The following is a 22,118-nucleotide window of genomic DNA, read 5'->3' on the forward strand; positions in this document are numbered from 1 at the left end:
CCCTGCCCGCTCCCTTCACCGCCCGTCACGGACTGACCCGGCCGTGCGCGGGGCGAGCGTGCCACGGGCGGGAGGGGCTCGGAGCCCGGCACCACAACGGCGCACCCGCACCACGACCCCCCGCCGTAAGCTAGACGCGCCCCACCAGCCACTTCACACCCCGTCCGCCCGAGGAGTCACCACCCACATGCCCGAGCACGCCGCGCACGCGCATCCCGCCTACCCCGTCGGACTCCGCCTGGCCGGGCGGCGCGTTGTCGTCGTCGGTGGCGGGCAGGTCGCGCAGCGCCGGCTGCCCGCGCTCATCGCGGCCGGTGCGGACATCGTGCTGGTGTCGCCGTCCGCGAAGGCCTCCGTCGAGGCCATGGCCGCGGCCGGCGAGATCCGCTGGGAGCGCCGCCGCTACGAAGAGGGTGACCTCGCCGACGCCTGGTACGTCCTCGTCGCGTCCAGCGACGAGGACGCCAACCGCGCCGCGTCCGCCGAGGCCGAGCGCCGTCGCGTCTGGTGCGTACGCAGCGACGACGCGGACGCCGCCACCGCCTGGACGCCCGCGACCGGCCGCAGCGAGGGCCTCACCGTGGCCGTGCTGACCGGGCGCGACCCGCGTCGTTCCGCCGCCGTGCGGGACGCCATCGTCGAGGGGCTGCGCGACGGCACACTCGCCGCCCCGCACCGCCGCAGCCGTACCCCCGGCGTCGCCCTGGTCGGCGGCGGCCCCGGCGACCCGGACCTGATCACCGTGCGCGGCCGCAGGCTTCTCGCCGAGGCGGACGTCGTGATCGCCGACCGGCTCGGCCCGCGCGACCTGCTGGACGAACTGCCGCCGCACGTCGAGGTGATCGACGCCGCGAAGATCCCGTACGGCCGTGCCATGGCCCAGGAGGCGATCAACGACGCGCTGATCGAGCACGCCAAGGCGGGCAAGGCCGTGGTCCGGCTCAAGGGGGGCGATCCGTTCGTCTTCGGACGGGGCATGGAAGAGGCGCACGCGCTGGCCGCCGCCGGTATCCCCTGCACCGTCGTGCCGGGTATCTCCAGCTCCATCAGCGTGCCGGGCGCGGTCGGAATCCCCGTCACACACCGGGGCGTCGCCCACGAGTTCACCGTCGTCAGCGGCCATGTCGCCCCCGACGACGACCGTTCGCTCGTCGACTGGGCGGCGCTCGCCCGGCTCCGCGGCACGCTCGTCCTGCTGATGGCCGTGGACAAGATCGGCGCGATCGCCCAGGCGCTCGTCGAGCACGGCAGGGCTCCCGGGACCCCGGTCGCGCTGGTGCAGGAAGGCACCACGGCCGCCCAGCGCAGGGTGGACGCCACACTCGCGACGGTCGCGGAGGTCGTGCGGACCGAGGAGATCCGGCCCCCGGCCGTCATCGTCATCGGCGAGGTCGTCGCCCTGGGGGACGGCACCTGAGGCCCGTCCGCCCCGCACCCCACTCACCGACAAGGCAGTAGCACCCCGTGGCTGAACTCATCACCGTCGACGACCCCGACGACCCCCGTCTGCGCGACTACACCGGTCTGACCGATGTCGAGCTGCGCCGCAGGCGCGAGCCCGCCGAAGGGCTGTTCATCGCGGAGGGCGAGAAGGTCATCCGCCGGGCGGGGCAGGCCGGCTACCCGATGCGGTCGATGCTGCTGTCGGCCAAGTGGGTCGACACCATGCGGGACATCATCGACGAGGCCACGGCCCCGGTGTACGCGGTCAGCCCCGAGCTGGCCGAACGCGTGACCGGCTACCACGTGCACCGCGGCGCCCTCGCCTCCATGGCCCGTAAGCCACTGCCCACGGTGGACGAGGTGCTCCGCACGGCCCGCCGCGTCGCCGTCATGGAAGCGGTCAACGACCACACCAACATCGGCGCGATCTTCCGCAGCGCCGCAGCGCTCGGGATGGACGCCGTACTGCTCTCCCCGGACTGCGCCGATCCGCTCTACCGCCGCTCGGTGAAGGTCTCGATGGGCGCGGTGTTCTCCGTCCCGTACGCCCGGCTCGACGGCCGGCCACGGGCGCTGGACACCGTACGGGAGGCCGGCTTCCGGCTGCTCGCGCTCACCCCCGACGAGCGGGCGGTCCCGATGGACGAGGTCGCTCCGCACCGGCTGGAGCGTGTCGCGCTGATGCTGGGCGCGGAGGGCGCCGGGCTGTCCGGGCGTGCGCTCGGCGCCGCCGACACCTGGGTCCGTATCCCCATGGCGCACGGCGTGGACTCGCTGAACGTCGGCGCGGCGGCGGCGGTCGCCTTCTACGCGGTCACGACGGGCCGCCCGGAAAGCTGACGGCGGCGGCCGTACGGCTCAGAGCTGCTGGGCCGCGGCGATGCCCAGCGCGACGATCAGGGTCACGACGACGAAGACGATCAGCCGCTGCCGCAGCAGGCGCGGGTTGGCGGGCCGCAGCTTGCCCGAACCCGTCCGGGGGCCGGGCTTCGGACGGCCGCTGCCCGTACGCACGGCGCCCCGGGACCGCGGCGGGCGCTGCGAGCCGTTGCGGGGGGAGGAACCGCCCGTACGGGGGGAGGGGCCCGTACCCCGGGAAGGCCCGGGACGCGACGCCTGGCCACCGGAGGGTCCCGGCGCACGGCCCGGCGCGCCGAGTTCGGCGCTCCGCTCCGTATAACGCTCGGTCAGCCGGCCGGTCGGCAGTTCCTGCCCGTTCCGCGTCCGCTGTACGGGGGGCCGGCCGGCCGAGAGCCCCTGGGCCTCCCGCGCCGCGATCTCCTTGAGCCGCATCGAGAGCTGGAGCGTGCTGGGACGTTCCTCCGGATCCTTGGCGAGACAGGCCCGCACCAGCGGAGCGAGCGCGTCCGGCATCCCGTCGAGATGCGCCTCCTCATGGACCACCCGGTAGAGCATGACCTCGGAACTGCCGTGCCCGAACGGGGAGTCGGCGGTCGCCGCGTACGCCAGCGTGGCGCCCAGCGAGAACACGTCCGTGGCCGGGGTGACCGCCGCCCCGCGCACCTGCTCAGGGGCGAGGAAGCCCGGCGACCCGACGGCCGTGCCGACATGGGTCAGCGTGCTCGCGCCCGTCGCCCAGGCGATGCCGAAGTCGATGATCCGCGGACCCTTGGGGGAGAGCAGGATGTTCGACGGTTTGAGATCGCGGTGGACGACGCCCGCCTCGTGCACGGCCACCAGCCCCTCGGAGAGCGCCGCGCCCACCGAGGCGACCTCGGCCGCGGAGAGCGCGCCCTCCTCGTTGACCTTGTCGTGCAGCGAGGGGCCCGGCACGTACTGGGTGGCGAACCATGGGCGGTCCGCGTCGAGATCCGCGGCCACCAGCCGTGCCGTACAGCCGCCCCGGATCCGCCGCGCGGCGGAGACCTCGCGGGCGAACCGCGACCGGAATTCCTGATCCTCGGCCAGATCCGGCCGGATCACCTTCAGCGCGACCCGCTGACCGCGCCGGTCGGAGCCCAGGTATACGACCCCCATACCGCCGGCGCCCAGCCGCCGGTGAATCCTGAACGAACCGACGACACGCGGGTCCTCGCGCCGGAGCCGCATCATCGCCATGTCCATCCCCGCTGCCCGGTCGTCCGTGTGACGTGGCACAGCTTACGTACCCGCGCCCCGGCGCGCTCATAGGCCGCGCCCTCGCGCACGGACCGATTGTCAGTGCCGGGTGGGAAACTTGAGTGGTGGTCAGGGGAGTGGCGGAGCCCAGGTCCTCCGGCCCGTGCGTGATCTCAAAGGTCTGACGCAGAAGGGGGATTGGATCGTGAAGGGTGACCGGGTGGAGATAGTCGTGGACGCGGGGGACACGACACGGACCTACGAAGTGGTGGCGAGCCGGGCGGGCCGCAGGGTGGAGACCGCGGTGCGCCGGGGAGTGGTGGAAGTGAGCGAAGTCACCCGCAGCGGAGGGGTGATCAGAACGGCGCGCTTCATGGCCACGCGGGTCCTCGCGTTGGTCGAGCAGCCGGTGCCCCGGGTGGAGTCCTCGGAGTGCTCCGAGGAGCGCCCCGTCAGGGATGCCCCGGGGTACTAGGGCCCCTCTCCACCCAGGGGAGTACGTACCGGCGTCCGGCTCATCCTCCGGGAGGCCCGGCAAGGGGTACGCGGGCATGACGACCGGGGCCCGCCCGCTCCCTAATGTTGAGGTCAAGCGGCGGGTGCGGTACTCGTCTCCCGAGGTCGGAGACTCGCCGCTCTTGGAACAGGACAGGAGAGGGACCATGGCGGACACGGCATCGCGGGCGATGATCCGTACGCAGGGACGCAAGGCGTTCGCCGCGTTCGGCGGGCGCCGGTCCGGCACCCGCCACCCCCTGGTGGCGACCGCCATGGTCCTTCCTCTGGCTGCCCTGCTGGTGGTCGTCTTCGGCGGCTGGGATGCAGTGGTGACACAAGCGTCGTCCGTGGGCGTGATGCTGGGGCGCTGAGTGGCGCTCCGGATCCGGGAGAGCGGCCCGGATCGGGGACATCCGGCCAACAACCCCGTGGGGACGGGGGTGCGGCGGACGGCAGCGTTTGGCCGGTCAGCTGGGGAGCTGACCGGCCATCGCGCTGTCCGGACCCATCCACCCGGCACGCCCAGGGCCCCGTCGCCGTACGCTCGCCACGGAACACCACGTACCAGAGGGGCTTCCGTGACCGCTTCCGTCGTACGCGCCCTGGGCCGCGTCGCCCGTGACACCGCCCATCCGGCGGTGCGCGCGGCGGACCCGGCGGGCTGCCGGGCCTGCGGCCGGGGGAGCACCGTCCTCGCCGACCGGCCGGACGGGATCGTCGTACGGCACGGAGAGGTCGTCGCCAAGGCCCATGCCGACGGTACGGACCGGGCCGGGCACCGCGTCAGGCTCGCCGTCGCCGCGCATCCCCTGCTCGCCGGGGTACTGCTGCCGCCGCTGCCGGCCGCCACGGCGGAGGTGGCCGGCCGGCCCGTGACCGCCTGGCCGTACGGCATCCCGGTCGACCCGACCGACCCCGACGCCGCCCCCTGGGAGCAGGCCGGCACACTCCTCGCCCGGCTGCACACCCTGCCGCTCGCGGAGCTGTCCGAAGCCGTGGCCGAGACCGATGCCGAGACCGAGACCGATGCCGTGGCCGGAACCGGAGCCGGAGCCGCAGCGGGACCCGGAGCCCTCGCGCGAGCCGGAGCCGGAGCGGACGGCCGCCCCGGGCTGCCGGACATGCGGGGACCCGCCAAGGCGGCCCGCGCCGTCGCGCGGATGCGTGCCGCCGGACCTCACCCCGCCGCCGTTCCGGTACAGCGCGCCTGGCGGCACCTGCCGGTCTGGGCCCGCGGCGAGGCGCGCGCGCCGGGGCCTTACGCCCTGTGCCACGGCGATCTGCACCTGGGCCAGCTCGTACGCCACCCGGCCCCCGACGGCCCCTGGCTGCTCATCGACATCGACGACCTCGGACTCGGCGACCCGGCCTGGGACTTGGCCCGTCCCGCCGCCTGGTACGCCGCCGGACTGCTGCCTCCCGAGGCCTGGCTGCGCTTCCTCGGCGCCTACCGGTCCGCGCACGGCCCCGCCGTGCCCGCCGCCCCCGACGCGGATCCCTGGCCCCGGCTGGATGTCGCGGCCCGCGCCCTCACCGTGCAGACCGCCGCACTGGCCATCGCCAAGTCGGCCGCCGAGGGCCGGGATCCGGACGACGTCGAGCTGCTGATGATCGACGCCTGCGCCCGGATCGCGGACGTCGCAACCGAGTTGTCGCCGGAGGCGTCGTCGTAGGGTGGGGCCACGGATGAACCCACGGCCGCCGGGAGCGTGTTACGGCGGTGCCGGACGAATGGCGAGGAGCGAGCCGACCATGCAGTGTCCCAAGTGCCACGCGGCGATGCACACGTACAACCGCAACGGTGTCCAGATAGAGCAGTGCAGCGGCTGCCGGGGGATCTTCCTCGACTACGGCGAGCTGGAGTCCCTGACCCGCCTGGAGTCGCAGTGGTCGCAGCAGGCGCCGCCCGTACAGCAGGCGCCGCCCCCGCCGCCGCAGGCGTACCCCGCCGCCCCCGCCCCCGCCTGGGGCGCGCCGCAGCACGGCGGTGGCCACTACGGAGGTCACCACGGCGGGCACCACCGCCAGAAGAGCTTCGGGCGGATGCTCTTCTCCTCCTGAGCCCCGCCGGGGATCCACTGGGAGCCTTCTGGGACCAGCCGTCACCAGGCATACGACGAAGCCCCCGGCCATGGAGACGGCCGGGGGCTTCGGACTGTGCGCGATACTGGGATTGAACCAGTGACCTCTTCCGTGTCAGGGAAGCGCTCTCCCGCTGAGCTAATCGCGCGGGTGGGACCTCGTGTACTGCGTGCTGCGTGCGCGATACTGGGATTGAACCAGTGACCTCTTCCGTGTCAGGGAAGCGCTCTCCCGCTGAGCTAATCGCGCGCGGATCCAATGGATCCAGTGGACGATACTGGGATTGAACCAGTGACCTCTTCCGTGTCAGGGAAGCGCTCTCCCGCTGAGCTAATCGTCCTTGGAGGTGGAGACGGGATTTGAACCCGTGTAGACGGCTTTGCAGGCCGTTGCCTCGCCTCTCGGCCACTCCACCAGGAGTACGGGGGTTCGGGAAGGATCCCCCATATTCGAGCGGACGACCAGGTTCGAACTGGCGACCTCAACCTTGGCAAGGTTGCGCTCTACCAACTGAGCTACGTCCGCGTATCGTTTCCGGTCCAACCGTACGGCCCGGCGACGTGTTGAACTCTAGCGGATTCCGGGGCCAGCACAAAAACGCGTTTCCGCAGCGTGCTGGGGTGCGTTCGCCGTACGTTCAGCCCGGAGCGGCCCAACGGAGGCTGTTCTAGACTCGCAAGCGTGCACGACCTCGCTCCTTTGGCCCGCTTCGGCGGCCTCGTCGCCTCCGGTCTGCGGGATGTCACCCATGATCCGGAAGCGCTCGACTCGGCCGGGTTCTGGGCCGTCGCCGCGGACTTCGAAGGCCGTCTCACCTGCGCACGCTTCGACGACGTACGGCCCGACGCCGTGCCCGCGCCGGTGCCGGGACAGTGGCGCGGGCCCGCCACCGGTGACTGGACGTCGTCGCTCGACCGCGACGCGTACACCAAGGGCGTCCGCCGGATCCGTGAGTACATCGCGGCGGGCGATGTGTACCAGGTCAATCTGTGCCGGGTGCTCTCCGCGCCGCTGCCCGCTCCGGAGACGGCCGATGTCGACGCGCTGACGGCCCTGCTCGCACGCGACAACCCCGCCCCGTACGCCGGAACGATCCGGCTGCCCGCGTACGGCGTGGAGATCGCGACCGCCTCGCCCGAGCTGTATCTGAGTACGGCAGGCCGCGTCGTCGAGTCCGGTCCTATCAAGGGCACCGCCCGTACCGCGGAAGAGATGCTGGAGAAGGACCACGCCGAGAACGTGATGATCGTGGACCTCGTCCGCAACGACCTGGGCCGCGTCTGCGCCACGGGATCCGTGACGGTCCCCGCGCTCTGCGCGGTCGAGCCGCATCCCGGACTGGTCCATCTCGTCTCGACCGTACGGGGCCGGCTCGCCGAGAGCGCGGGCTGGCCGGAGCTGCTGCCCGCCACGTTCCCGCCCGGCTCGGTCACCGGCGCCCCCAAGTCCAGCGCCCTGCGGATCATCGACGAGCTGGAGACCGCCCCGCGCGGCCCCTACTGCGGCGGTATCGGCTGGGTCGACGCCGACCGTGGCACCGCCGCGCTGGCCGTCGGGATCCGTACCTTCTGGATCGACCGCGACGCGGCCCCGGGACCCGTCCTGCGCTTCGGCGCCGGCGCGGGCATCACCTGGGGATCCGACCCCGAGGGGGAGTGGGCGGAGACCGAGCTGAAGGCCGCCCGGCTGCTCGCGATAGCGTCGGGCGCGTACGAAGCGAGTGGAAGGACCGGGTAGATGAAGATCTGGGTCAACGGCGCACTCCACACGGCCGAGGGTGCCCTCGTGTCCGTGCTGGATCATGGACTGACCGTGGGGGACGGCATCTTCGAGACGGTCAAGACCGTCCAGGGCCGGCCCTTCGCCCTCACCCGCCATCTGGGCCGGCTGAGCCGCTCCGCCCGAGGGCTCGGGCTGCCGGAGCCGGATCTCGACGAGGTACGCCGCGCCTGCGCGGCCGTTCTCGACGCCAACCCGGTGGAGTTGGGGCGGCTGCGGATCACCTACACCGGCGGGCTCTCCCCGCTCGGCTCCGACCGGGGCGAGGCGGGCCCGACCCTGGTGGTCGCCGTCGGCGGGACGAAGCGCCGCCCCGACACCACCGCCGCCATCACCGTCCCGTGGACACGCAACGAGCGCGGCGCGGTGACCGGCCTCAAGACCACCTCGTACGCGGAGAACGTCGTCGCCCTCGCGCGGGCGCGCGAGCGGGGCGCGAGCGAGGCGCTCTTCGCCAATACGGTCGGCGCGCTCTGCGAGGGCACGGGTTCCAACGTCTTCGTCGTCCTCGACGGCGAGTTGCACACCCCGCCGCTCGCGTCCGGCTGTCTCGCCGGCATCACCCGGGCCCTGACGGCCGAGTGGTGCGGTGCCCACGAGACGGATCTGCCGCTGGACGTCCTGGAGCGCGCGGACGAGATCTTCCTGACCTCCACGCTGCGCGACGTACAGGCCGTCCACCGTCTCGACGACCGTCAACTGCCCGCCGCCCCGGGGCCGGTGACCACGAAGGCGATGCGCGTCTTCGAGGAGCGGGCCGGCGCCGACCTGGATCCCTGAGACCCGGCGAGCGGCGCGGCCGGTCCGTAAAGCGGATGACTCCGCGCCACGCGTTGGGTACAACTCCCCTGATGACCACCACTCTGCGGCCGACCGGGCCGCTTCAGCAGGCCGACGACGGCGGGAAATCACGCTCCTACGAGGTCTGCGTGAACAGCCGCCCCGTCGGCGCGATCGAACTCGCCACGGACCCCGGCTTCGGGCACAGGGCCGGGATCATCCAGGCCCTCCGTGTCGATGAACCGGACCGCAGGCGCGGCCGGGGCACCGTCGCCGTCCTCGCCGCCGAGGAGGTGCTGCGCGGCTGGGGCTGCGGCCAGGTGCTGGCCTCCGTACCGCCCGACGCGGTGCCCGCGCTCCGCCTGCTGGAGTCCCTCGGCTACACCGAGCGCAGCCGCAACATGGACAAGGCGGTACCGGCCCGGCCCCCGCGGCTCCCGGCGGAGGTCGAGGGCCGTCCGATGAACGACGCGGAGTACGAGGCCTGGGAGGCGCGGGCCCTCGACGAGTACGCCCGCAACTGGACGGCCCGTGGCGTGCCGCCCGAGCAGGCCCGCGGCAAAGCGGAGGCCAGCCATCGCGAGAACCTCCCCGAGGGCCTGGCCACCCCGGGCGTCTCGCTCAGCGTCCTCGTCCACGCCGGAACCACCGTCGGCCATGTCTGGGTGGCGCCGCGCGAGGTGCGTCCCGGCGAGTGGGGCTCGTGGGTGTACGACGTGGCGGTGGCCGAGGACCAGCGCGGCAAGGGCTACGGCCGCGCGCTGATGCTGCTCGCGGAACGGGCCGCGCTGGAGACCGGCGACAGTCTGCTGGGGCTGCACGTGTTCGCGAACAACACCCCGGCGGTCCGGCTGTACGAATCGCTCCAGTACGTCACCACACGCCGCAACTTCTTCAAGCAGCTGCTCTGAACACCGCCCCCGGGACCCCGTGACGCGGGGCTCAGGCTCCGTCCGCCAGCAGCCGGTCCGCGATCTCCTCGACGCGCCCGCGCAGCCCTTCCTGGCTCTTGCCGCCGTCCAGCCGCTCGTCCCCGATGACATACGTGGGGGTGCCGGTGACGCCGATCGCCTTGCCCTCGGCCTGATCGGCGTCGACGGTCAGCAGGTGCCGGCCGTCGATCAGCGCGGTGTCGAACTCCTCGGCGTCCAGCCCCAGCTCACCCGCCACTTCCAGCAGGACGGCCTCCCCCCTGGCCGCCAGCTCCGCCGTCCTGGCCAGTACGGCTTCGACGTACGGCCAGCCGCGCCCCTGCTCCGCGGCCTCCTCGGCGGCCTGCGCGGCGGCGTAGGCGTGCTTGTGCTTCTCCAGGGGGAAGTGCCGCAGCCGCGGCTCCAGCCGGTCCCCGTAGCGGGCGCGCAGCGCGCGCACATCGTCCAGGGCCCGGTGGCAGTCGGGGCATTCCAGGTCGCACCAGATGTCGAGGACGACGGGACGGATGGCGGTGGAGTCGTTCATGGGGCCAGTCTTCCAGCCCGCGGGACCCCGGCCGACCGGGACCTGGGGAGGACACCGCCCCCGAGATCTCCCCCAGATCCGTCCGGCCTCGCCCCGCACCGTGGCCCCGACCCGGCCGCGAGGTGCAGGATGGAGTGCGAGACGTATCCGGCCGATGAGGCGCGCTGCCTGGAGGACCTGATGATTGCCGAGACCATTTGCTCCGCGGTGTCAGCAGCGGGCCTGGGCATCGCCGCGATCACGGCGTACCGGAAGCGCTTCCTCGCCGCGACCCGCATCGCCGCCTATGCGCTGGTGCCGGTGGCGCTGGCGATGACGGGCATCGTGAAGTGGGCCGCGAGCACGGCGTTCAGCCCGATGGCGTGGGCGGGCTTCGGAGTCCTGGCGGTGGCATGGCTGCTGTTCATGACCACCCGGGCGGTGGAGCGCCGGCGGGGCGGCACGCGCAAGGAGCGCAGAGCCGCGGCGAAGGCCGCGCGCCAGGGAGCGGTCGAGCCGGCCGCGTCCGCGCCGTCGCTGGGCCCCGGCACCCGGCCGGCCGCTCAGTCGAAGGCCAAGGAGTCCGCGGCGAAGCCGGGTGACGACTTCAGCGACATCGAGGCCATTCTCAAGAAGCATGGCATCTGAGCCCTCCCACGACCGGCCACGGCCCATCGCGACCGACCGGAGCGCACTCCCCGTTTCCCGGAGTGCGGGGCAGCATCGCAGGTGAGACGGGATTCGGCGGGATTTCGTGGATGTTTTCCACGGAATATGATGAACTCCCGCCCCGAGGACGCGTGTTGGTCAACAGGCCCGTTCGGGGTGCGTCATGATCGCCCCGAGATGCTCGATACCTCACGGGGTGAACCCCCCGCACCCACCGATGAGCAGCGCGGTTGTCTTTTCGCGCTCTCCCAGCCGCCGTTGATGATCTTCCTGACGGTGATCGGCTCGCTGCTCCTGATGGCGGCCGTGCACGATCTCTTCCTGCTGTGAGTGCCCTCAGCCGGCCGCCGCTTCCTTGCGGCGTGCCCGGTACGCGGCCACATGCAGCCGGTTGCCGCAGGTGCGGCTGTCGCAGTAACGGCGCGAGCGGTTGCGCGACAGGTCGACGAACGCGTGCCCGCAGTCCGGGGCCTCGCAGCGGCGCAGCCTTTCCTGTTCTCCGGCCACGACCATGAACGCCAGCGCCATGCCGCAGTCGGCGGCGAGATGATCGGCGACGGAGGCGCCCGGCGCGAAGTAGTGCACATGCCAGTCGTAGCCGTCGTGATCGGTCAGCTGCGGCGTCGTCCCCGCGGCCGCGACGAGCTGATTGATCAGATCGGCCACGGAGCGCGGGTCCCGCGCCGCGAAGACCTCTCCGAACCGGGCCCGCACGTTCAGCACGGCCCGCAGATCGCGGTTGCCCAGCTCACCCACTCCGCTGATGTCATGGCTCCGTACGAAGCCGTACAGCGCCTCGACGTCCCCGAGCCCGTCCGTACTGCCGACGCCGTCCGAATCCTCCTCCGGTGCGGTGTTCACCAGATCGACGACCGTGTCGAGCGCGATCCGGGTGTCGTGTGGAATCAGCACGATCCGCTCCCTGCCTGCCGCGGGCCGGTGCCCGCCTGATCCCGCCGACTTTAGTCGCTGGCCGCGCCGGACGGGGCCGGGCCGGAAACGCACCGGCGCCGTCGTCGCGGTGGATTCCGCGGCGACGGCGCCGGTGTCCTCCGTATGCGGTTGTCCGCGCGGCGCCGTCTCCCCGAGTCGGACGGCGCCGTGCAGCCCTCTGCCTGGCTCAGCTCTCGGCCAGGATGTGTGAGAGTTCCGTGTCGAGATCGAAGTGACGATGCTCGGTGCCGGGTGGCACCGCGGCGTCGGTCCGCTTGAGGAACGACTCCAGGGCCCGCGCCGGGGCCTCCAGCAAGGCTTCGCCCTCAGGGGAGCTCAGAGCGATGCAGACGACGCCCTGACCGTGACTGCGGGACGGCCAGACTCGGACGTCGCCGGTGCCGGTGGGCCGGTGCAGCCCCTCGGCGAGAAGGTCGCGGGCGAAGACCCACTCGACCGTCTCTTCGGCTCCGGTGTGGAAGGTGGCGTGCACGGCATAGGGATCGGCCGTGTCATACCGGAGGCCCGCGGGTACAGGCAGTGAGGACTCGCTCGATACAACGAGGCGCAGGTGCAGCTCGCAGCTGACCGTGGTGTTCATAAGCGCCAGGGCCTTTCGCTCAGTGTGCGCTCGGGGATTCGCACGTCGGCGAAGTCGACATGCCACCTACGGTGCCGTTGTAAACCCCTCTGTCTGTTTTGTGATTCTTCGGGTAGCTCGTACGGCGGTGTGTGACTTCGGGTTATACGGCCATTCCGGTGACGCGGGTGATTCCGGTACGTTGGGACTCATGCGTGCGGAGAGTGACGAGCGAGGGCAGGTCGTGGTGCCGACGGCCGAACGGCCTGTCCCGGGGGACGTGGCGGAGGGTGTGACGGCGGATCCGGAGCGTGAGCTCGGGTCCCGCGCGCCCCGATTCATCAAGGCGTCGCGGACGCTCCATCTGAGCTGGCAGGTCGGTGTATTCGTCGTCGGCCTCGCGGTGGTGGTCGCGGGCGTCTTCATGCTCGTGCTGCCGGGGCCCGGCTGGCTGGTGATCTTCGGCGGTATGGCGATCTGGGCGACCGAGTTCGTCTGGGCGCAGCTGGTGCTGCGCTGGACCCGGCGCAAGGTCACCGAGGCGGCCCAGAAGGCCCTGGACCCGAAGGTCAGGCGGCGCAACATCATCCTCACCACCATCGGCCTGGTGATCATCGCCGTACTGCTCGGGATCTACCTCTGGAAGTTCGGGATCGTCATGCCCTGGAAGATCGACCAGTGATCCGGAACGTGTCCGGGGACGCCGCTGACATGGGGTAATGTTTGCGGTGCGTCCGGGCGATTAGCTCAGTGGGAGAGCGCTTCGTTCACACCGAAGAGGTCACTGGTTCGAAACCAGTATCGCCCACCCGGAACCGAGGCTCCGAAGACCGGCAAGGTCTTCGGAGCCTCGGTCGTTCCGTCTCCCCGGTCCGTGATCGGCGCGCGTGACTCGAATGCGCGGGTGGATATGCCGGATTCGGTTTGAGGTTTGAAGGAAGCCCGCGAGGGCCTGTATGGTTCAGTCCGTTCCCGGGCGATTAGCTCAGTGGGAGAGCGCTTCGTTCACACCGAAGAGGTCACTGGTTCGAACCCAGTATCGCCCACCGGGAAAGGCCGGTCCGTCGAAGACGGACCGGCCTTCGCGCGTTCCGCCCCCGAAAGCACGGCCCTCCGGATCAGGCTGCCTCCGCGGGCAGTTCGGGCCGCAGAGGCCAGGCCGGATCCGTCGAAACCTCGCCGCCCCGCGAGAACCAGGTCTGCTGCCCCCGGGTCTGCGCCGCGTGCCAGACGGCCTGGAGCGTATGCAACTCCGTGGCGCTCAGCCGCTCCATCCGCGCGGAGAAGCGCCGTCCGACCGCGCGCACGACGTCGAGCGCCGCCTGCGCGGCCAGTTCGCCGCCGGTGGCGTCCCGCACGCCGTCCAGCTCGATCTCGTAATGGGCGCAGAGATCGGCGAGCGCACGGCCGCCCTTGCGGTACCGGTCCAGATGGTTGTCGAGGACCAACGGATCCAGCACGCACAGCGGCACGTTCTGCAAGCACTCCGCGAGGGACGAGGCGCGGTGGCGGCGCAGCTCGCGGTCGAGGACCGTCAGATCGAACGGCGCGTCCATCACCACGAGCGGCCGGCCCGCCGCGCACTGCCCGGCCAGCGCCCGCGCCATCTCCTCCATCGCCGGTGCCGGCCAGCGGCCGTTGCGGTGCAGGAAGTCGTCCGTGAGCCCGTGCACCTCGGTGGCGGCCGGGGGCACGGGCACCCCGGGATCGATCAGCCAGCGCGTCACCCGCGGCTGGGTGCCCGCCATGTCCTGGACGACCAGGGCGGCCGATACGATCCGGTCCTCCTCGACGTCCACCCCCGTCGTCTCGGTGTCGAATGCGGCCAGTGGCCCTTCGTACCAACACGTCATTCCCGAACTCCTCGCGCATGAGCGGCAGATGTTCCGGCTCTGCCCGAAAAGGGGATACCCGGACAGGTCGTTCGGTACGCGCCGTGTCCGGTGGGCGCCTTACGGTGACCGGACGGGACGGCGACCGGATGGCGACGGGACGACCGGGGGCCGGCCCCGCGCCGCTCCGCCCGCGTCCCGGCCAAACCGTTTCGCGCACGGCCCCCCGGGCTCGGTACGATTCAGAACGCGCAGCGACCGCTGTCGCGCCTCGCGAGTACAGCAGGAGAGACCGGTGTCAGACGTCCGTGTGATCATCCAACGCGATTCCGAGCGGGAAGAGCGCGTGGTGACGACGGGCACTACGGCGGCCGAGCTCTTCCCCGGTGAGCGCACCGTGATCGCCGCGCGCGTGGGCGGCGAGCTGAAGGACCTCGCGTACGAGATCAACGAGGGCGAGGTCGTCGAGCCCGTCGAGATCTCCTCCGAGGACGGCCTCGCCATCCTGCGCCACTCCACCGCGCACGTCATGGCACAGGCCGTACAGGAGCTGCACCCCGAGGCCAAGCTGGGCATCGGCCCGCCGGTCAAGGACGGCTTCTACTACGACTTCGACGTCGCGACCCCCTTCACCCCCGATGACCTCAAGGCCATCGAGAAGAAGATGCAGGAGATCCAGAAGCGCGGCCAGCGCTTCTCGCGCCGCGTCGTCACCGACGAGGCGGCCCGCGAGGAGCTGGCGGCCGAGCCGTACAAGCTGGAGCTCATCGGCATCAAGGGCGCGGCCTCCACCGACGACGGCGCGGATGTCGAGGTGGGCGGCGGCGAGCTGACCATCTACGACAACCTGGACGCCAAGACGGGTGAGCTGTGCTGGAAGGACCTCTGCCGCGGTCCCCATCTGCCCACCACCCGCAACATCCCGGCGTTCAAGCTGATGCGGAACGCCGCCGCGTACTGGCGTGGCAGCGAGAAGAACCCGATGCTCCAGCGCATCTACGGCACCGCGTGGCCGTCGAAGGAAGAGCTGAAGGCGCATCTGGAGTTCCTCGCCGAGGCCGAGAAGCGCGATCACCGCAAGCTCGGCAGCGAGCTGGATCTCTTCTCCTTCCCCGACGAGATCGGTTCGGGCCTCGCGGTCTTCCACCCCAAGGGCGGCGTCATCCGCCGGGCGATGGAGGACTACTCGCGCCGCCGGCATGAGGAGGAGGGCTACGAGTTCGTCTACACGCCGCACGCCACCAAGGGGAAGCTCTTCGAGAAGTCCGGGCACCTGGACTGGTACGCCGACGGCATGTACCCGCCCATGCAGCTCGACGAGGGCGTGGACTACTACCTGAAGCCCATGAACTGCCCGATGCACAATCTGGTCTTCGACGCGCGGGGCCGTTCCTACCGTGAGCTGCCGCTGCGGCTGTTCGAGTTCGGGACGGTCTACCGGTACGAGAAGTCGGGTGTCGTGCACGGGCTGACCCGGGCCCGCGGCTTCACCCAGGACGACGCGCACATCTACTGCACCAAGGAGCAGATGGCGGACGAGCTGGACTCGACGCTCACCTTCGTGCTGAACCTGCTGCGCGACTACGGTCTGACCGACTTCTATCTGGAGCTGTCCACCAAGGACCCGGAGAAGTTCGTCGGCACGGACGAGGCGTGGGAAGAGGCCACCGAGGTCCTGCGCGCGGTGGCCGAGAAGCAGGGACTGCCGCTGACCCCCGACCCGGGCGGCGCCGCGTTCTACGGTCCGAAGATCTCGGTGCAGGCACGGGACGCCATCGGCCGTACGTGGCAGATGTCGACCGTGCAGCTGGACTTCAATCTGCCGGAGCGCTTCAACCTGGAGTACACCTCGCCGGACGGGTCCAAGCAGCGCCCCGTCATGATCCACCGCGCGCTGTTCGGGTCCATCGAGCGCTTCTTCGCGGTGCTCCTCGAACACTACGCGGGCGCGTTCCCGGCGTGGCTGGCGCCGGTGCAGGCGACGGGTATCCCGATCGGCGACGCGCATATCCCGTACCTCCAGGAGTTCGCCAAGGCGGCACGGGCGCGGGGGCTGCGGGTCGAGGTGGACTCGTCGTCGGACCGTATGCAGAAGAAGATCAGGAACGCGCAGAAGCAGAAGGTTCCGTTCATGATCATCGCGGGTGACGAGGACATGGCGAACGGTGCCGTCTCCTTCCGGTACCGCGACGGTTCGCAGGAGAACGGGATCCCCGTCGACGAGGCCATCGCGAAGATCGCCAAGATCGTCGACGAGCGCGCCCAGGTCTGAGGACGAGGGGTCCGAGGACGAGGGGTCCGAGGCAGCGGTCAGGGTTCTGGACCGAGGCCGCAGGCCAGCTCCGGGACCCGGCCCGTCGGCCGGTCAGGACAAGGCCCCTGGGGAGCCCTCGCTCCCCGGGGGCTTCTCCTTGCCCTCCTTGTCGAAGACCTGGATCAGCCAGGACGAGAACGAACCGGTCACCGCGCCGAGCAGCGCCAGCCCGCACCCCATCAGGAACACCGCGATCACCCGGCCCAGCGGCGTCACGGGCGTCACATCGCCGTAGCCGACGGTGGTGATCGCCGAGCAGGCCCACCAGACCGCGTCGCCGAACGTGGTGATCGTGGCCCCCGGCGCGTCGTGCTCCTGCTGGTAGACGGCGAGAGCGGCGGCGAGGCTCAGCAGGACGGACGTGATCCCGGCGTACGCCATCACCCGCCCGTACAGACTGAGCCGGGGACGGGCCCGGCGCCGCTGGAGCGTCACATAGGTGTTCACGATCCGCAGCGGACGCAGCAGCGGCAGCACCAGGACGACGGTGTCCAGCCAGTGCGTACGGACGAACCGGAGGCCCTGGCCGCTGAGCACCAGCCGCACCCCGTAGTCCACCGCGAAGAGCAGCCAGACCAGCAGGGCCAGGCTCGTCGCGAGGTCGCGCCAGAACGGGTCGGGGCCATGGTTCAGGACCCGTACCGCGTAGCAGGCGAGGAACAGCATCGAGGCCACGAGCAACGGCAGCTCCGTACGCCGCTCCCAGCCGAGCTGCCGGTCGGGCCCATTTCGGACATGCATCGCCCCAGCATCGCGGGGGCCCGTCGGGCGCGGGCCCGGCGACACGCTCCGCGGGGCCGAAGTCATATGCTGCACAGCATGACGAGTGAGCCGGAGCAGCAGATCGGCGTGGGGACCCAGGACGCGTTCCAGCGCCTGTGGACGCCCCATCGGATGGCCTACATCCAGGGCGAGAACAAGCCCACCGGACCGGGCGCCGAGGACGGCTGTCCCTTCTGCTCCATCCCGTCCAAGTCCGACGAGGACGGACTGGTGATCGCGCGCGGCGAGCGGGTGTACGCGGTGCTGAACCTCTACCCGTACAACGGCGGGCATCTGATGGTGGTGCCGTTCCGTCATGTCGCCGACTACACGGAGCTGGACGAGGCGGAGACCGCCGAGCTGGGCCTGTTCACCAAGCTGGCGATGACCGCGCTCCGTACGGCGTCCGGGGCGCACGGCTTCAACATCGGGATGAACCAGGGCGCGGTGGCAGGGGCCGGGATCGCCGCCCATCTGCACCAGCATGTGGTGCCGCGCTGGGGCGGCGACACCAACTTCATGCCGGTCGTCGGACATACGAAGGTGCTTCCGCAGCTGCTCGCCGACACCCGGGCGATGCTGGCCGACGCCTGGCCGCACCGCCCGTAGCTCCTGTCCGGCCGCCGCCGCTACGCGTCGTAGGCGTCGGCCTTCTTCGGCGACAGATCCTGCACCGCGCCGCTCAGCGAGGAGGCGCGGCCCTTGAAACGCTCGGTGTCCACGCCGTGGTCCTCCAGCACCCGCAGGGCGGCGTTGTGCGCCACGCGCAGTACGGGGGTGGCGGCGCGCATCGCGTCGTCGGCCATGAAGCGGTGGCGCCAGGGCTGATCGGCCCAGGCGTGCCGCAGGCCGAAGGGCTCGGGCAGCGACAGCTTGCCGCCGAGGAAGTCCAGGATCGGCGGGTACCAGGTGAAGGGCGCGCGGACCGCGAGCCGCACCACCTCGGGCGGATCGATCAGGGGCAGCGTCCGGGAGGTGGTCTCCCAGAACCGGACCGTCTTGGCGACCGTGACCGTCTTGGGCGAGGACTTCGTGGTGAACAGGGAGTGCACCGGACCCAGGGCATGGCCGGTGACCTCGATGCGCAGGGTCTCGTGGAGCACCGTGACCGTGATCATCATGGTGATCACCAGCTGGCCGTCCCAGAGGACGAACTGCACGCCCAGATAGTGCCGGTCGCCGCTGCCGAACTGCTGGTGGTTGCAGATCCGCTGTATCTCGTGGGGCTTGACCTGGAACGCCTCCACGTCCTGGCCCTCACGCCGGGACACCGAGCCCGCGCCCTCGCCGACCGGCGACACGATCCAGTGCTTCACGGAAGGCGTCGGAAAACCACCGGAGTTGAGGGGCCCGCGCTCCAGCAGCTTCATCTGGTCATGGATCGCCCGTATCACGTCATAGGCGCGGAACTGGTGGATCTCCTTGCCCGCGTCCTTGGGGACGAGCTCCTCGGCCAGCTGCCAGCTGCCCCAGCGGGTGCCCATGCCCAATATGCCCTTGGGGCCCGCGTAGAAGACCATGTTGGACCGCTGCTCGGCGGTGAGCTTCTCCAGGCCCTGGCGGAGCGCCTCACGGGTGGCGTCGCCCGGATTCCCCGGCACGGCCTCGGGGATCTTGGCCCCCACACCGCCGCCCGAGAGGAGATTGTCCCAGCGGGTGCGCAGGTCCTTCGCGGTGGACTCGCAGATGCGCCTGGCGACCAGCCAGCCGATGGCGGGCGCGACGATCATGCCGCGCAGATACCAGCCGAGCACGCCGTTGAACGGCAGCGCGACCAGCACGATCACAGCCAGCACCGCCACCGCGAACAGCAGGGCGCCGCCCACCATGCCGGCCCGCTTGTCCTTGGCCCCCGCCAGCGTGCGGCGCAGCTGGAACACGCCCAGCCAGAGCAGCAGTCCGGGCAGGAACAGCACCCCGAACACCACGGTCACGGCGGTGAGTTTGGAGTCGCGCTCCTTGCGGATACGGGACGCCGCCAGGGCGTGTTCCACCACCGTCTGCGGCTCCATGCCGAAGGACTGGATGAGAGCGCCACGGCCGCCGCCGAGCATCCGGAGCTGTACGGCACGGGCGAACGCCTCGCCCAGATTCGGCTCGAAGAGCGAGAACTTGCCCTTCGAGACCGAGGACTTGTGCCATTCGTTGTCGGCCTTGAGGATCTCCTCGACCGGACTGTCCCGGTACGCGGCCGAGGCGAGGGCATGCGTCGCCGCGGTCTGTCCGTCCGAACCCATGATCGGGACCTGTGCCCCCGGGCCGAAGTCGAATACGTCGTCCGCCACTGACGCCCCTTCGCCACAAGGATCCGCTGCCGCGGCCAGACTGCCCGGCGCGCGTGCCCCGCACACCTGCTGGAGCTGGGCACCACAGCGTAACCGTGCCGTGCCCTCCGCGTCAGGAGACCTGGCGCTCTTTCGCCACACGCGGCACCCGAAAGCCTGGAACGGGGCAACTGTCCGGCCCGGGAACGGACTTAGACCGGAGCCCCCTCCCGCTCGCGCAGCCGGTCCGCGACCGCGGGCGGCATGGGCTCATGGCGCGCGTACGACCGGCTGAAGCGGCCGGTGCCGTGCGAGACCGACCGAAGGTCCACCGCGTACCGCCCGATCTCCAGCTCCGGGACCTCGGCCTTCACCAACGTCCGGCCCGGCCCGGCCTGTTCGGTGCCGACCACCCGGCCGCGCCGGCCGGACAGATCGCTCATCACCTGACCCACGTACTCGTCGGGCACCAGGACCGCCAACTCCGCGACCGGCTCCAGCAGATGGATGGACGCGTCGCCCGCCGCCTCGCGCAGCGCCAGGGCGCCCGCCGTCTGGAACGCGGCGTCGGAGGAGTCCACCGAGTGGGCCTTGCCGTCCAGCAGCGTGACCCGGATGTCGACGAGCGGATGACCCGCCGCGACACCCCGCGCCGCCTGGAGGCGTATGCCCTTCTCGACGGACGGGATGAACTGCCGCGGCACCGCGCCGCCCACGACCTTGTCGACGAACTCGATCCCGGACCCGGGAGGCAGCGGATCCACCTCGATCTCACAGATCGCGAACTGGCCGTGGCCGCCGGACTGCTTCACATGCCGGCCGCGCCCCGCGGAGCTCTCGCCGAAGGTCTCCCGCAGCGCGACCCGGTACGGTACGGCGTCCACCTGCACCCCGTACCGGCCGCGCAGCCGGTCGAGCGCGACCTCCTGATGCGCCTCGCCCAGGCACCAGAGGACCACCTGATGGGTGTCCTGGTTCTGTTCGAGCCGCATCGTCGGGTCCTCCGCGACCAACCGCGCGAGCCCCTGGGACAGCTTGTCCTCATCGGCCTTGCTGTGCGCCTCGACGGCCAGCGGCAGCAGCGGATCGGGCATGACCCAGGGCTCCACCAGAAGCGGATCGTCCTTGGCGGACAGCGTGTCGCCCGTCTCGGCGCTGGACAGCTTCCCGACACAGGCCAGGTCACCGGCGACACAGTGGGCCAGCAGGCGCTGCTGCTTGCCGAAGGGGGAGGACAGGGCGCCTATCCGCTCGTCGACGTCGTGATCCTCGTGCCCCCGGTCGGTCAGCCCATGGCCCGAGACATGGACCGTCTCGTCCGGCCGCAGGGTGCCGGAGAAGACCCGTACGAGCGAGATCCTGCCGACGTATGGATCCGAGGCGGTCTTGACCACCTCCGCCACCAGCGGTCCCCGCGGGTCGCAGTGGATCTCCGGGCGCGGGGCGCCCCGCGGGGTCGTCACGGCGGGCGCCGGCCGCTCCAGCGGGGTCGGGAAGCCGCCGACGATCAGGTCCAGCGTCTCGACCGTACCCAGGCCCTGCCGGGCGCCGGGCGGCGCGGGAGCCGCCGCGAGCACCGGATGGAAGACACCGCGCGCCACGGCCTTCTCCAGATCCCCGGTCAGCGTCCTGAGATCGATCTCCGCGCCGCCGAGGTAGCGGTCCATGAGGGTCTCGTCCTCGCTCTCCGCGATGATCCCCTCGATCAGCCGGTCGCGGGCCTCCTCGATCCGCGGCAGCTCGTCGGGACCCGGCGGATTCTCCCGGCGCTCCCCGGAGGCGTAGTCGAAGATCTTCCGCGACAGCAGCCCCACGAGCCCGGTGGCCGGAGCGTGTCCGTCGGGGCCCTCCGCTCCCCGCACCGGGAGACAGAGCGGCAGCACGGCGTCCGGATCGTCCCCGCCGAAGATCCGCGCGCAGATCCGGGTCATCTCGTCGAAGCCGGTGCGCGCCGTGTCCAGATGCGTGACGACGATCGCGCGCGGCATCCCGACCGCCGCGCACTCATCCCAGACCGTACGGGTCGCACCCGCCACGGCCTCCGCCTCCTGGGCGGCCGACACAACGAAGAGGGCCGCGTCCGCGGCCCGCAGACCGGCCCTCAGCTCCCCGACGAAATCCGCGTAGCCGGGGGTGTCCAGCAGATTGATCTTGCACCCGCCCCATTCCAGGGGCACGAGGGAAAGCTGTACGGAACGCTGCTGACGGTGCTCGATCTCGTCGTAGTCCGAGACCGTCGCGCCGTCCTCGACCCGCCCCGCCCGGTTCACCGCTCCCGCGGTGAGCGCGAGAGCCTCGACCAGGGTGGTCTTTCCCGAACCGCTGTGGCCCACCAGCACCACGTTCCGTACGGACGCGGGCCGGTCGGCCGTCGGCGCCCTTCCGGCGGCCCCGGGGTGTGTACGCGCCTTGTCGCCCATGATTCCTGCCTCCCGATCGTCCACCTGAGGGGATGGAGAGAGGAGCGGGCCGGGTGAGCCGCGCGGCAGCTCCGGCGAGGCCCGCGGTGGTCCTTCGAGCTTCGCACCCCGGCCACGGTGCGTCCATACGTCGTACGCGGGCGCATGGTGCGGGTGCCCCGGAGTACGGCGCCGGGGTCCTGGCTACGATGGGCCGGGTCCTGTCCGAAGGCCCACGGAGACCCACCGGACAGGGCCCAGCCGGTG

At 71.3% G+C, this 22,118-nt stretch carries 22 protein-coding genes and 7 tRNA genes; 16 read left to right on the forward strand and 13 right to left on the reverse strand.

What is annotated here, in order from left to right; genetic code table 11:
- Positions 1 to 187 precede the first annotated feature (187 nt).
- Together cobA and ACZ7LS_RS20085 are read left to right on the forward strand one after the other, a co-directional pair.
- Entirely contained in the window at positions 188 to 1,417 is a 1,230-nt protein-coding gene (gene cobA, locus ACZ7LS_RS20080; RefSeq protein ID WP_382519914.1) for a uroporphyrinogen-III C-methyltransferase, read from the forward strand.
- Positions 1,418 to 1,464: 47 nt separating this feature from the next.
- Positions 1,465 to 2,283, forward strand: coding sequence for a TrmH family RNA methyltransferase (locus tag ACZ7LS_RS20085; RefSeq protein ID WP_382519913.1), 819 nt, complete (start codon positions 1,465 to 1,467; stop codon positions 2,281 to 2,283).
- An 18-nt stretch (positions 2,284 to 2,301) separates the two neighbouring features.
- Here the strand turns inward: ACZ7LS_RS20085 and ACZ7LS_RS20090 are convergent, their stop codons facing one another.
- Positions 2,302 to 3,522, reverse strand: a complete 1,221-nt coding sequence (locus ACZ7LS_RS20090; protein WP_385133169.1) for a serine/threonine-protein kinase — start codon at positions 3,520 to 3,522, stop codon at positions 2,302 to 2,304.
- 205 nt (positions 3,523 to 3,727) lie between these two features.
- Here ACZ7LS_RS20090 and ACZ7LS_RS20095 point away from each other — a divergent pair, with 205 nt between their 5' ends.
- The 4 genes from ACZ7LS_RS20095 (at position 3,728) to ACZ7LS_RS20110 (ending at position 6,081) form a co-directional block, all read left to right on the forward strand.
- Complete coding sequence (locus ACZ7LS_RS20095) at positions 3,728 to 3,997, forward strand: hypothetical protein (protein WP_385133114.1); 270 nt, start codon at positions 3,728 to 3,730, stop codon at positions 3,995 to 3,997.
- A gap of 187 nt (positions 3,998 to 4,184) precedes the next feature.
- A complete protein-coding gene (locus ACZ7LS_RS20100; protein ID WP_382519909.1) occupies positions 4,185 to 4,391 on the forward strand; it encodes a hypothetical protein in 207 nt (68 codons plus the stop codon).
- A 267-nt stretch (positions 4,392 to 4,658) separates the two neighbouring features.
- Positions 4,659 to 5,693: a phosphotransferase gene (locus ACZ7LS_RS20105; RefSeq protein ID WP_469448321.1), complete on the forward strand. Its 1,035-nt coding sequence runs from the start codon at positions 4,659 to 4,661 to the stop codon at positions 5,691 to 5,693.
- Between the two features lie 79 nt (positions 5,694 to 5,772).
- Positions 5,773 to 6,081 (forward strand): TFIIB-type zinc ribbon-containing protein, encoded by a 309-nt coding sequence (locus ACZ7LS_RS20110; RefSeq protein WP_030355449.1) that lies wholly within the window; start codon positions 5,773 to 5,775, stop codon positions 6,079 to 6,081.
- 97 nt (positions 6,082 to 6,178) lie between these two features.
- On the opposite strand, the gene ACZ7LS_RS20115 is transcribed toward ACZ7LS_RS20110, so the two are convergent.
- The 5 genes from ACZ7LS_RS20115 to ACZ7LS_RS20135 form a co-directional block, all read right to left on the reverse strand.
- Positions 6,179 to 6,250, reverse strand: a tRNA-Val gene (locus ACZ7LS_RS20115).
- A gap of 29 nt (positions 6,251 to 6,279) precedes the next feature.
- Positions 6,280 to 6,351, reverse strand: a tRNA-Val gene (locus tag ACZ7LS_RS20120).
- Between the two features lie 19 nt (positions 6,352 to 6,370).
- Positions 6,371 to 6,442, reverse strand: a tRNA-Val gene (locus tag ACZ7LS_RS20125).
- A 1-nt stretch (position 6,443) separates the two neighbouring features.
- Positions 6,444 to 6,517, reverse strand: a tRNA-Cys gene (locus tag ACZ7LS_RS20130).
- Positions 6,518 to 6,554: 37 nt separating this feature from the next.
- Positions 6,555 to 6,627: transfer RNA gene (locus ACZ7LS_RS20135), tRNA-Gly, on the reverse strand.
- 156 nt (positions 6,628 to 6,783) lie between these two features.
- On the opposite strand from ACZ7LS_RS20135, the gene ACZ7LS_RS20140 reads away from it, so the two are divergent.
- The 3 genes from ACZ7LS_RS20140 to ACZ7LS_RS20150 all read left to right on the forward strand — a co-directional run bounded on the left by ACZ7LS_RS20140 (position 6,784) and on the right by ACZ7LS_RS20150 (position 9,572).
- Positions 6,784 to 7,839 (forward strand): chorismate-binding protein, encoded by a 1,056-nt coding sequence (locus ACZ7LS_RS20140; protein WP_385133120.1) that lies wholly within the window; start codon positions 6,784 to 6,786, stop codon positions 7,837 to 7,839.
- Positions 7,840 to 8,661, forward strand: a complete 822-nt coding sequence (locus tag ACZ7LS_RS20145; RefSeq protein ID WP_382519905.1) for an aminotransferase class IV — start codon at positions 7,840 to 7,842, stop codon at positions 8,659 to 8,661.
- A 71-nt stretch (positions 8,662 to 8,732) separates the two neighbouring features.
- A complete protein-coding gene (locus ACZ7LS_RS20150; RefSeq protein WP_382519903.1) occupies positions 8,733 to 9,572 on the forward strand; it encodes a GNAT family N-acetyltransferase in 840 nt (279 codons plus the stop codon).
- Between the two features lie 31 nt (positions 9,573 to 9,603).
- Here the strand turns inward: ACZ7LS_RS20150 and ACZ7LS_RS20155 are convergent, their stop codons facing one another.
- Positions 9,604 to 10,119 (reverse strand): DsbA family protein, encoded by a 516-nt coding sequence (locus ACZ7LS_RS20155; protein ID WP_382970868.1) that lies wholly within the window; start codon positions 10,117 to 10,119, stop codon positions 9,604 to 9,606.
- 180 nt (positions 10,120 to 10,299) lie between these two features.
- Here ACZ7LS_RS20155 and ACZ7LS_RS20160 point away from each other — a divergent pair, with 180 nt between their 5' ends.
- Together ACZ7LS_RS20160 and ACZ7LS_RS20165 are read left to right on the forward strand one after the other, a co-directional pair.
- Positions 10,300 to 10,746: a hypothetical protein gene (locus tag ACZ7LS_RS20160; protein WP_382874458.1), complete on the forward strand. Its 447-nt coding sequence runs from the start codon at positions 10,300 to 10,302 to the stop codon at positions 10,744 to 10,746.
- Between the two features lie 198 nt (positions 10,747 to 10,944).
- Entirely contained in the window at positions 10,945 to 11,097 is a 153-nt protein-coding gene (locus tag ACZ7LS_RS20165) for a hypothetical protein (protein WP_165372044.1), read from the forward strand.
- A 6-nt stretch (positions 11,098 to 11,103) separates the two neighbouring features.
- Here ACZ7LS_RS20165 and ACZ7LS_RS20170 read toward each other — a convergent pair whose 3' ends face one another.
- On the reverse strand, positions 11,104 to 11,679 hold the full coding sequence (locus tag ACZ7LS_RS20170) for a CGNR zinc finger domain-containing protein (protein ID WP_385133125.1): 576 nt from the start codon (positions 11,677 to 11,679) through the stop codon (positions 11,104 to 11,106).
- A 208-nt stretch (positions 11,680 to 11,887) separates the two neighbouring features.
- Positions 11,888 to 12,301 carry an SsgA family sporulation/cell division regulator gene (locus ACZ7LS_RS20175; RefSeq protein WP_003959770.1) on the reverse strand — a complete coding sequence of 138 codons (414 nt, stop codon included), beginning with the start codon at positions 12,299 to 12,301 and terminating at the stop codon, positions 11,888 to 11,890.
- A gap of 190 nt (positions 12,302 to 12,491) precedes the next feature.
- Here ACZ7LS_RS20175 and ACZ7LS_RS20180 point away from each other — a divergent pair, with 190 nt between their 5' ends.
- The 3 genes from ACZ7LS_RS20180 (at position 12,492) to ACZ7LS_RS20190 (ending at position 13,326) form a co-directional block, all read left to right on the forward strand.
- Positions 12,492 to 12,962, forward strand: a complete 471-nt coding sequence (locus ACZ7LS_RS20180) for a TIGR02611 family protein (protein WP_382874452.1) — start codon at positions 12,492 to 12,494, stop codon at positions 12,960 to 12,962.
- 54 nt (positions 12,963 to 13,016) lie between these two features.
- A tRNA-Val gene (locus ACZ7LS_RS20185) sits at positions 13,017 to 13,088 on the forward strand.
- A 166-nt stretch (positions 13,089 to 13,254) separates the two neighbouring features.
- A tRNA-Val gene (locus ACZ7LS_RS20190) sits at positions 13,255 to 13,326 on the forward strand.
- A 72-nt stretch (positions 13,327 to 13,398) separates the two neighbouring features.
- On the opposite strand, the gene ACZ7LS_RS20195 is transcribed toward ACZ7LS_RS20190, so the two are convergent.
- Complete coding sequence (locus tag ACZ7LS_RS20195; protein WP_382519895.1) at positions 13,399 to 14,133, reverse strand: exonuclease domain-containing protein; 735 nt, start codon at positions 14,131 to 14,133, stop codon at positions 13,399 to 13,401.
- A gap of 274 nt (positions 14,134 to 14,407) precedes the next feature.
- Between ACZ7LS_RS20195 and thrS the strand changes: the two genes are divergently transcribed.
- The gene (gene thrS, locus ACZ7LS_RS20200; protein WP_385133128.1) at positions 14,408 to 16,384 is read left to right on the forward strand and encodes a threonine--tRNA ligase; all 1,977 of its coding nucleotides are present in this window, start codon (positions 14,408 to 14,410) and stop codon (positions 16,382 to 16,384) included.
- 93 nt (positions 16,385 to 16,477) lie between these two features.
- Here thrS and ACZ7LS_RS20205 read toward each other — a convergent pair whose 3' ends face one another.
- A complete protein-coding gene (locus tag ACZ7LS_RS20205) occupies positions 16,478 to 17,167 on the reverse strand; it encodes a potassium channel family protein (protein WP_385133131.1) in 690 nt (229 codons plus the stop codon).
- A gap of 66 nt (positions 17,168 to 17,233) precedes the next feature.
- Here ACZ7LS_RS20205 and ACZ7LS_RS20210 point away from each other — a divergent pair, with 66 nt between their 5' ends.
- On the forward strand, positions 17,234 to 17,797 hold the full coding sequence (locus tag ACZ7LS_RS20210) for an HIT family protein (protein WP_382519889.1): 564 nt from the start codon (positions 17,234 to 17,236) through the stop codon (positions 17,795 to 17,797).
- A 20-nt stretch (positions 17,798 to 17,817) separates the two neighbouring features.
- Here ACZ7LS_RS20210 and ACZ7LS_RS20215 read toward each other — a convergent pair whose 3' ends face one another.
- Both ACZ7LS_RS20215 and ACZ7LS_RS20220 read right to left on the reverse strand, forming a co-directional pair.
- Positions 17,818 to 19,473 (reverse strand): hypothetical protein, encoded by a 1,656-nt coding sequence (locus ACZ7LS_RS20215; protein ID WP_382519887.1) that lies wholly within the window; start codon positions 19,471 to 19,473, stop codon positions 17,818 to 17,820.
- A 191-nt stretch (positions 19,474 to 19,664) separates the two neighbouring features.
- The gene (locus ACZ7LS_RS20220) at positions 19,665 to 21,872 is read right to left on the reverse strand and encodes an elongation factor G-like protein EF-G2 (protein ID WP_385133135.1); all 2,208 of its coding nucleotides are present in this window, start codon (positions 21,870 to 21,872) and stop codon (positions 19,665 to 19,667) included.
- Positions 21,873 to 22,118: the final 246 nt, after the last annotated feature.

It is taken from the genome of Streptomyces sp. NPDC039430 (assembly GCF_055639435.1).

Coding starts and splice junctions, on each gene's coding strand:
- ACZ7LS_RS20165 (WP_165372044.1), top strand. CDS start 10,945: ATGCTCGATACCTCACGGGGTGAACCCCCCGCACCCACCGATGAGCAG.
- ACZ7LS_RS20205 (WP_385133131.1), bottom strand. CDS start 17,167: ATGCATGTCCGAAATGGGCCCGACCGGCAGCTCGGCTGGGAGCGGCGT.
- ACZ7LS_RS20160 (WP_382874458.1), top strand. CDS start 10,300: ATGATTGCCGAGACCATTTGCTCCGCGGTGTCAGCAGCGGGCCTGGGC.
- ACZ7LS_RS20220 (WP_385133135.1), bottom strand. CDS start 21,872: ATGGGCGACAAGGCGCGTACACACCCCGGGGCCGCCGGAAGGGCGCCG.
- ACZ7LS_RS20145 (WP_382519905.1), top strand. CDS start 7,840: ATGAAGATCTGGGTCAACGGCGCACTCCACACGGCCGAGGGTGCCCTC.
- ACZ7LS_RS20090 (WP_385133169.1), bottom strand. CDS start 3,522: ATGGCGATGATGCGGCTCCGGCGCGAGGACCCGCGTGTCGTCGGTTCG.
- ACZ7LS_RS20110 (WP_030355449.1), top strand. CDS start 5,773: ATGCAGTGTCCCAAGTGCCACGCGGCGATGCACACGTACAACCGCAAC.
- ACZ7LS_RS20100 (WP_382519909.1), top strand. CDS start 4,185: ATGGCGGACACGGCATCGCGGGCGATGATCCGTACGCAGGGACGCAAG.
- ACZ7LS_RS20150 (WP_382519903.1), top strand. CDS start 8,733: ATGACCACCACTCTGCGGCCGACCGGGCCGCTTCAGCAGGCCGACGAC.
- ACZ7LS_RS20180 (WP_382874452.1), top strand. CDS start 12,492: ATGCGTGCGGAGAGTGACGAGCGAGGGCAGGTCGTGGTGCCGACGGCC.
- ACZ7LS_RS20155 (WP_382970868.1), bottom strand. CDS start 10,119: ATGAACGACTCCACCGCCATCCGTCCCGTCGTCCTCGACATCTGGTGC.
- cobA (WP_382519914.1), top strand. CDS start 188: ATGCCCGAGCACGCCGCGCACGCGCATCCCGCCTACCCCGTCGGACTC.
- ACZ7LS_RS20175 (WP_003959770.1), bottom strand. CDS start 12,301: ATGAACACCACGGTCAGCTGCGAGCTGCACCTGCGCCTCGTTGTATCG.
- ACZ7LS_RS20195 (WP_382519895.1), bottom strand. CDS start 14,133: ATGACGTGTTGGTACGAAGGGCCACTGGCCGCATTCGACACCGAGACG.
- ACZ7LS_RS20210 (WP_382519889.1), top strand. CDS start 17,234: ATGCTGCACAGCATGACGAGTGAGCCGGAGCAGCAGATCGGCGTGGGG.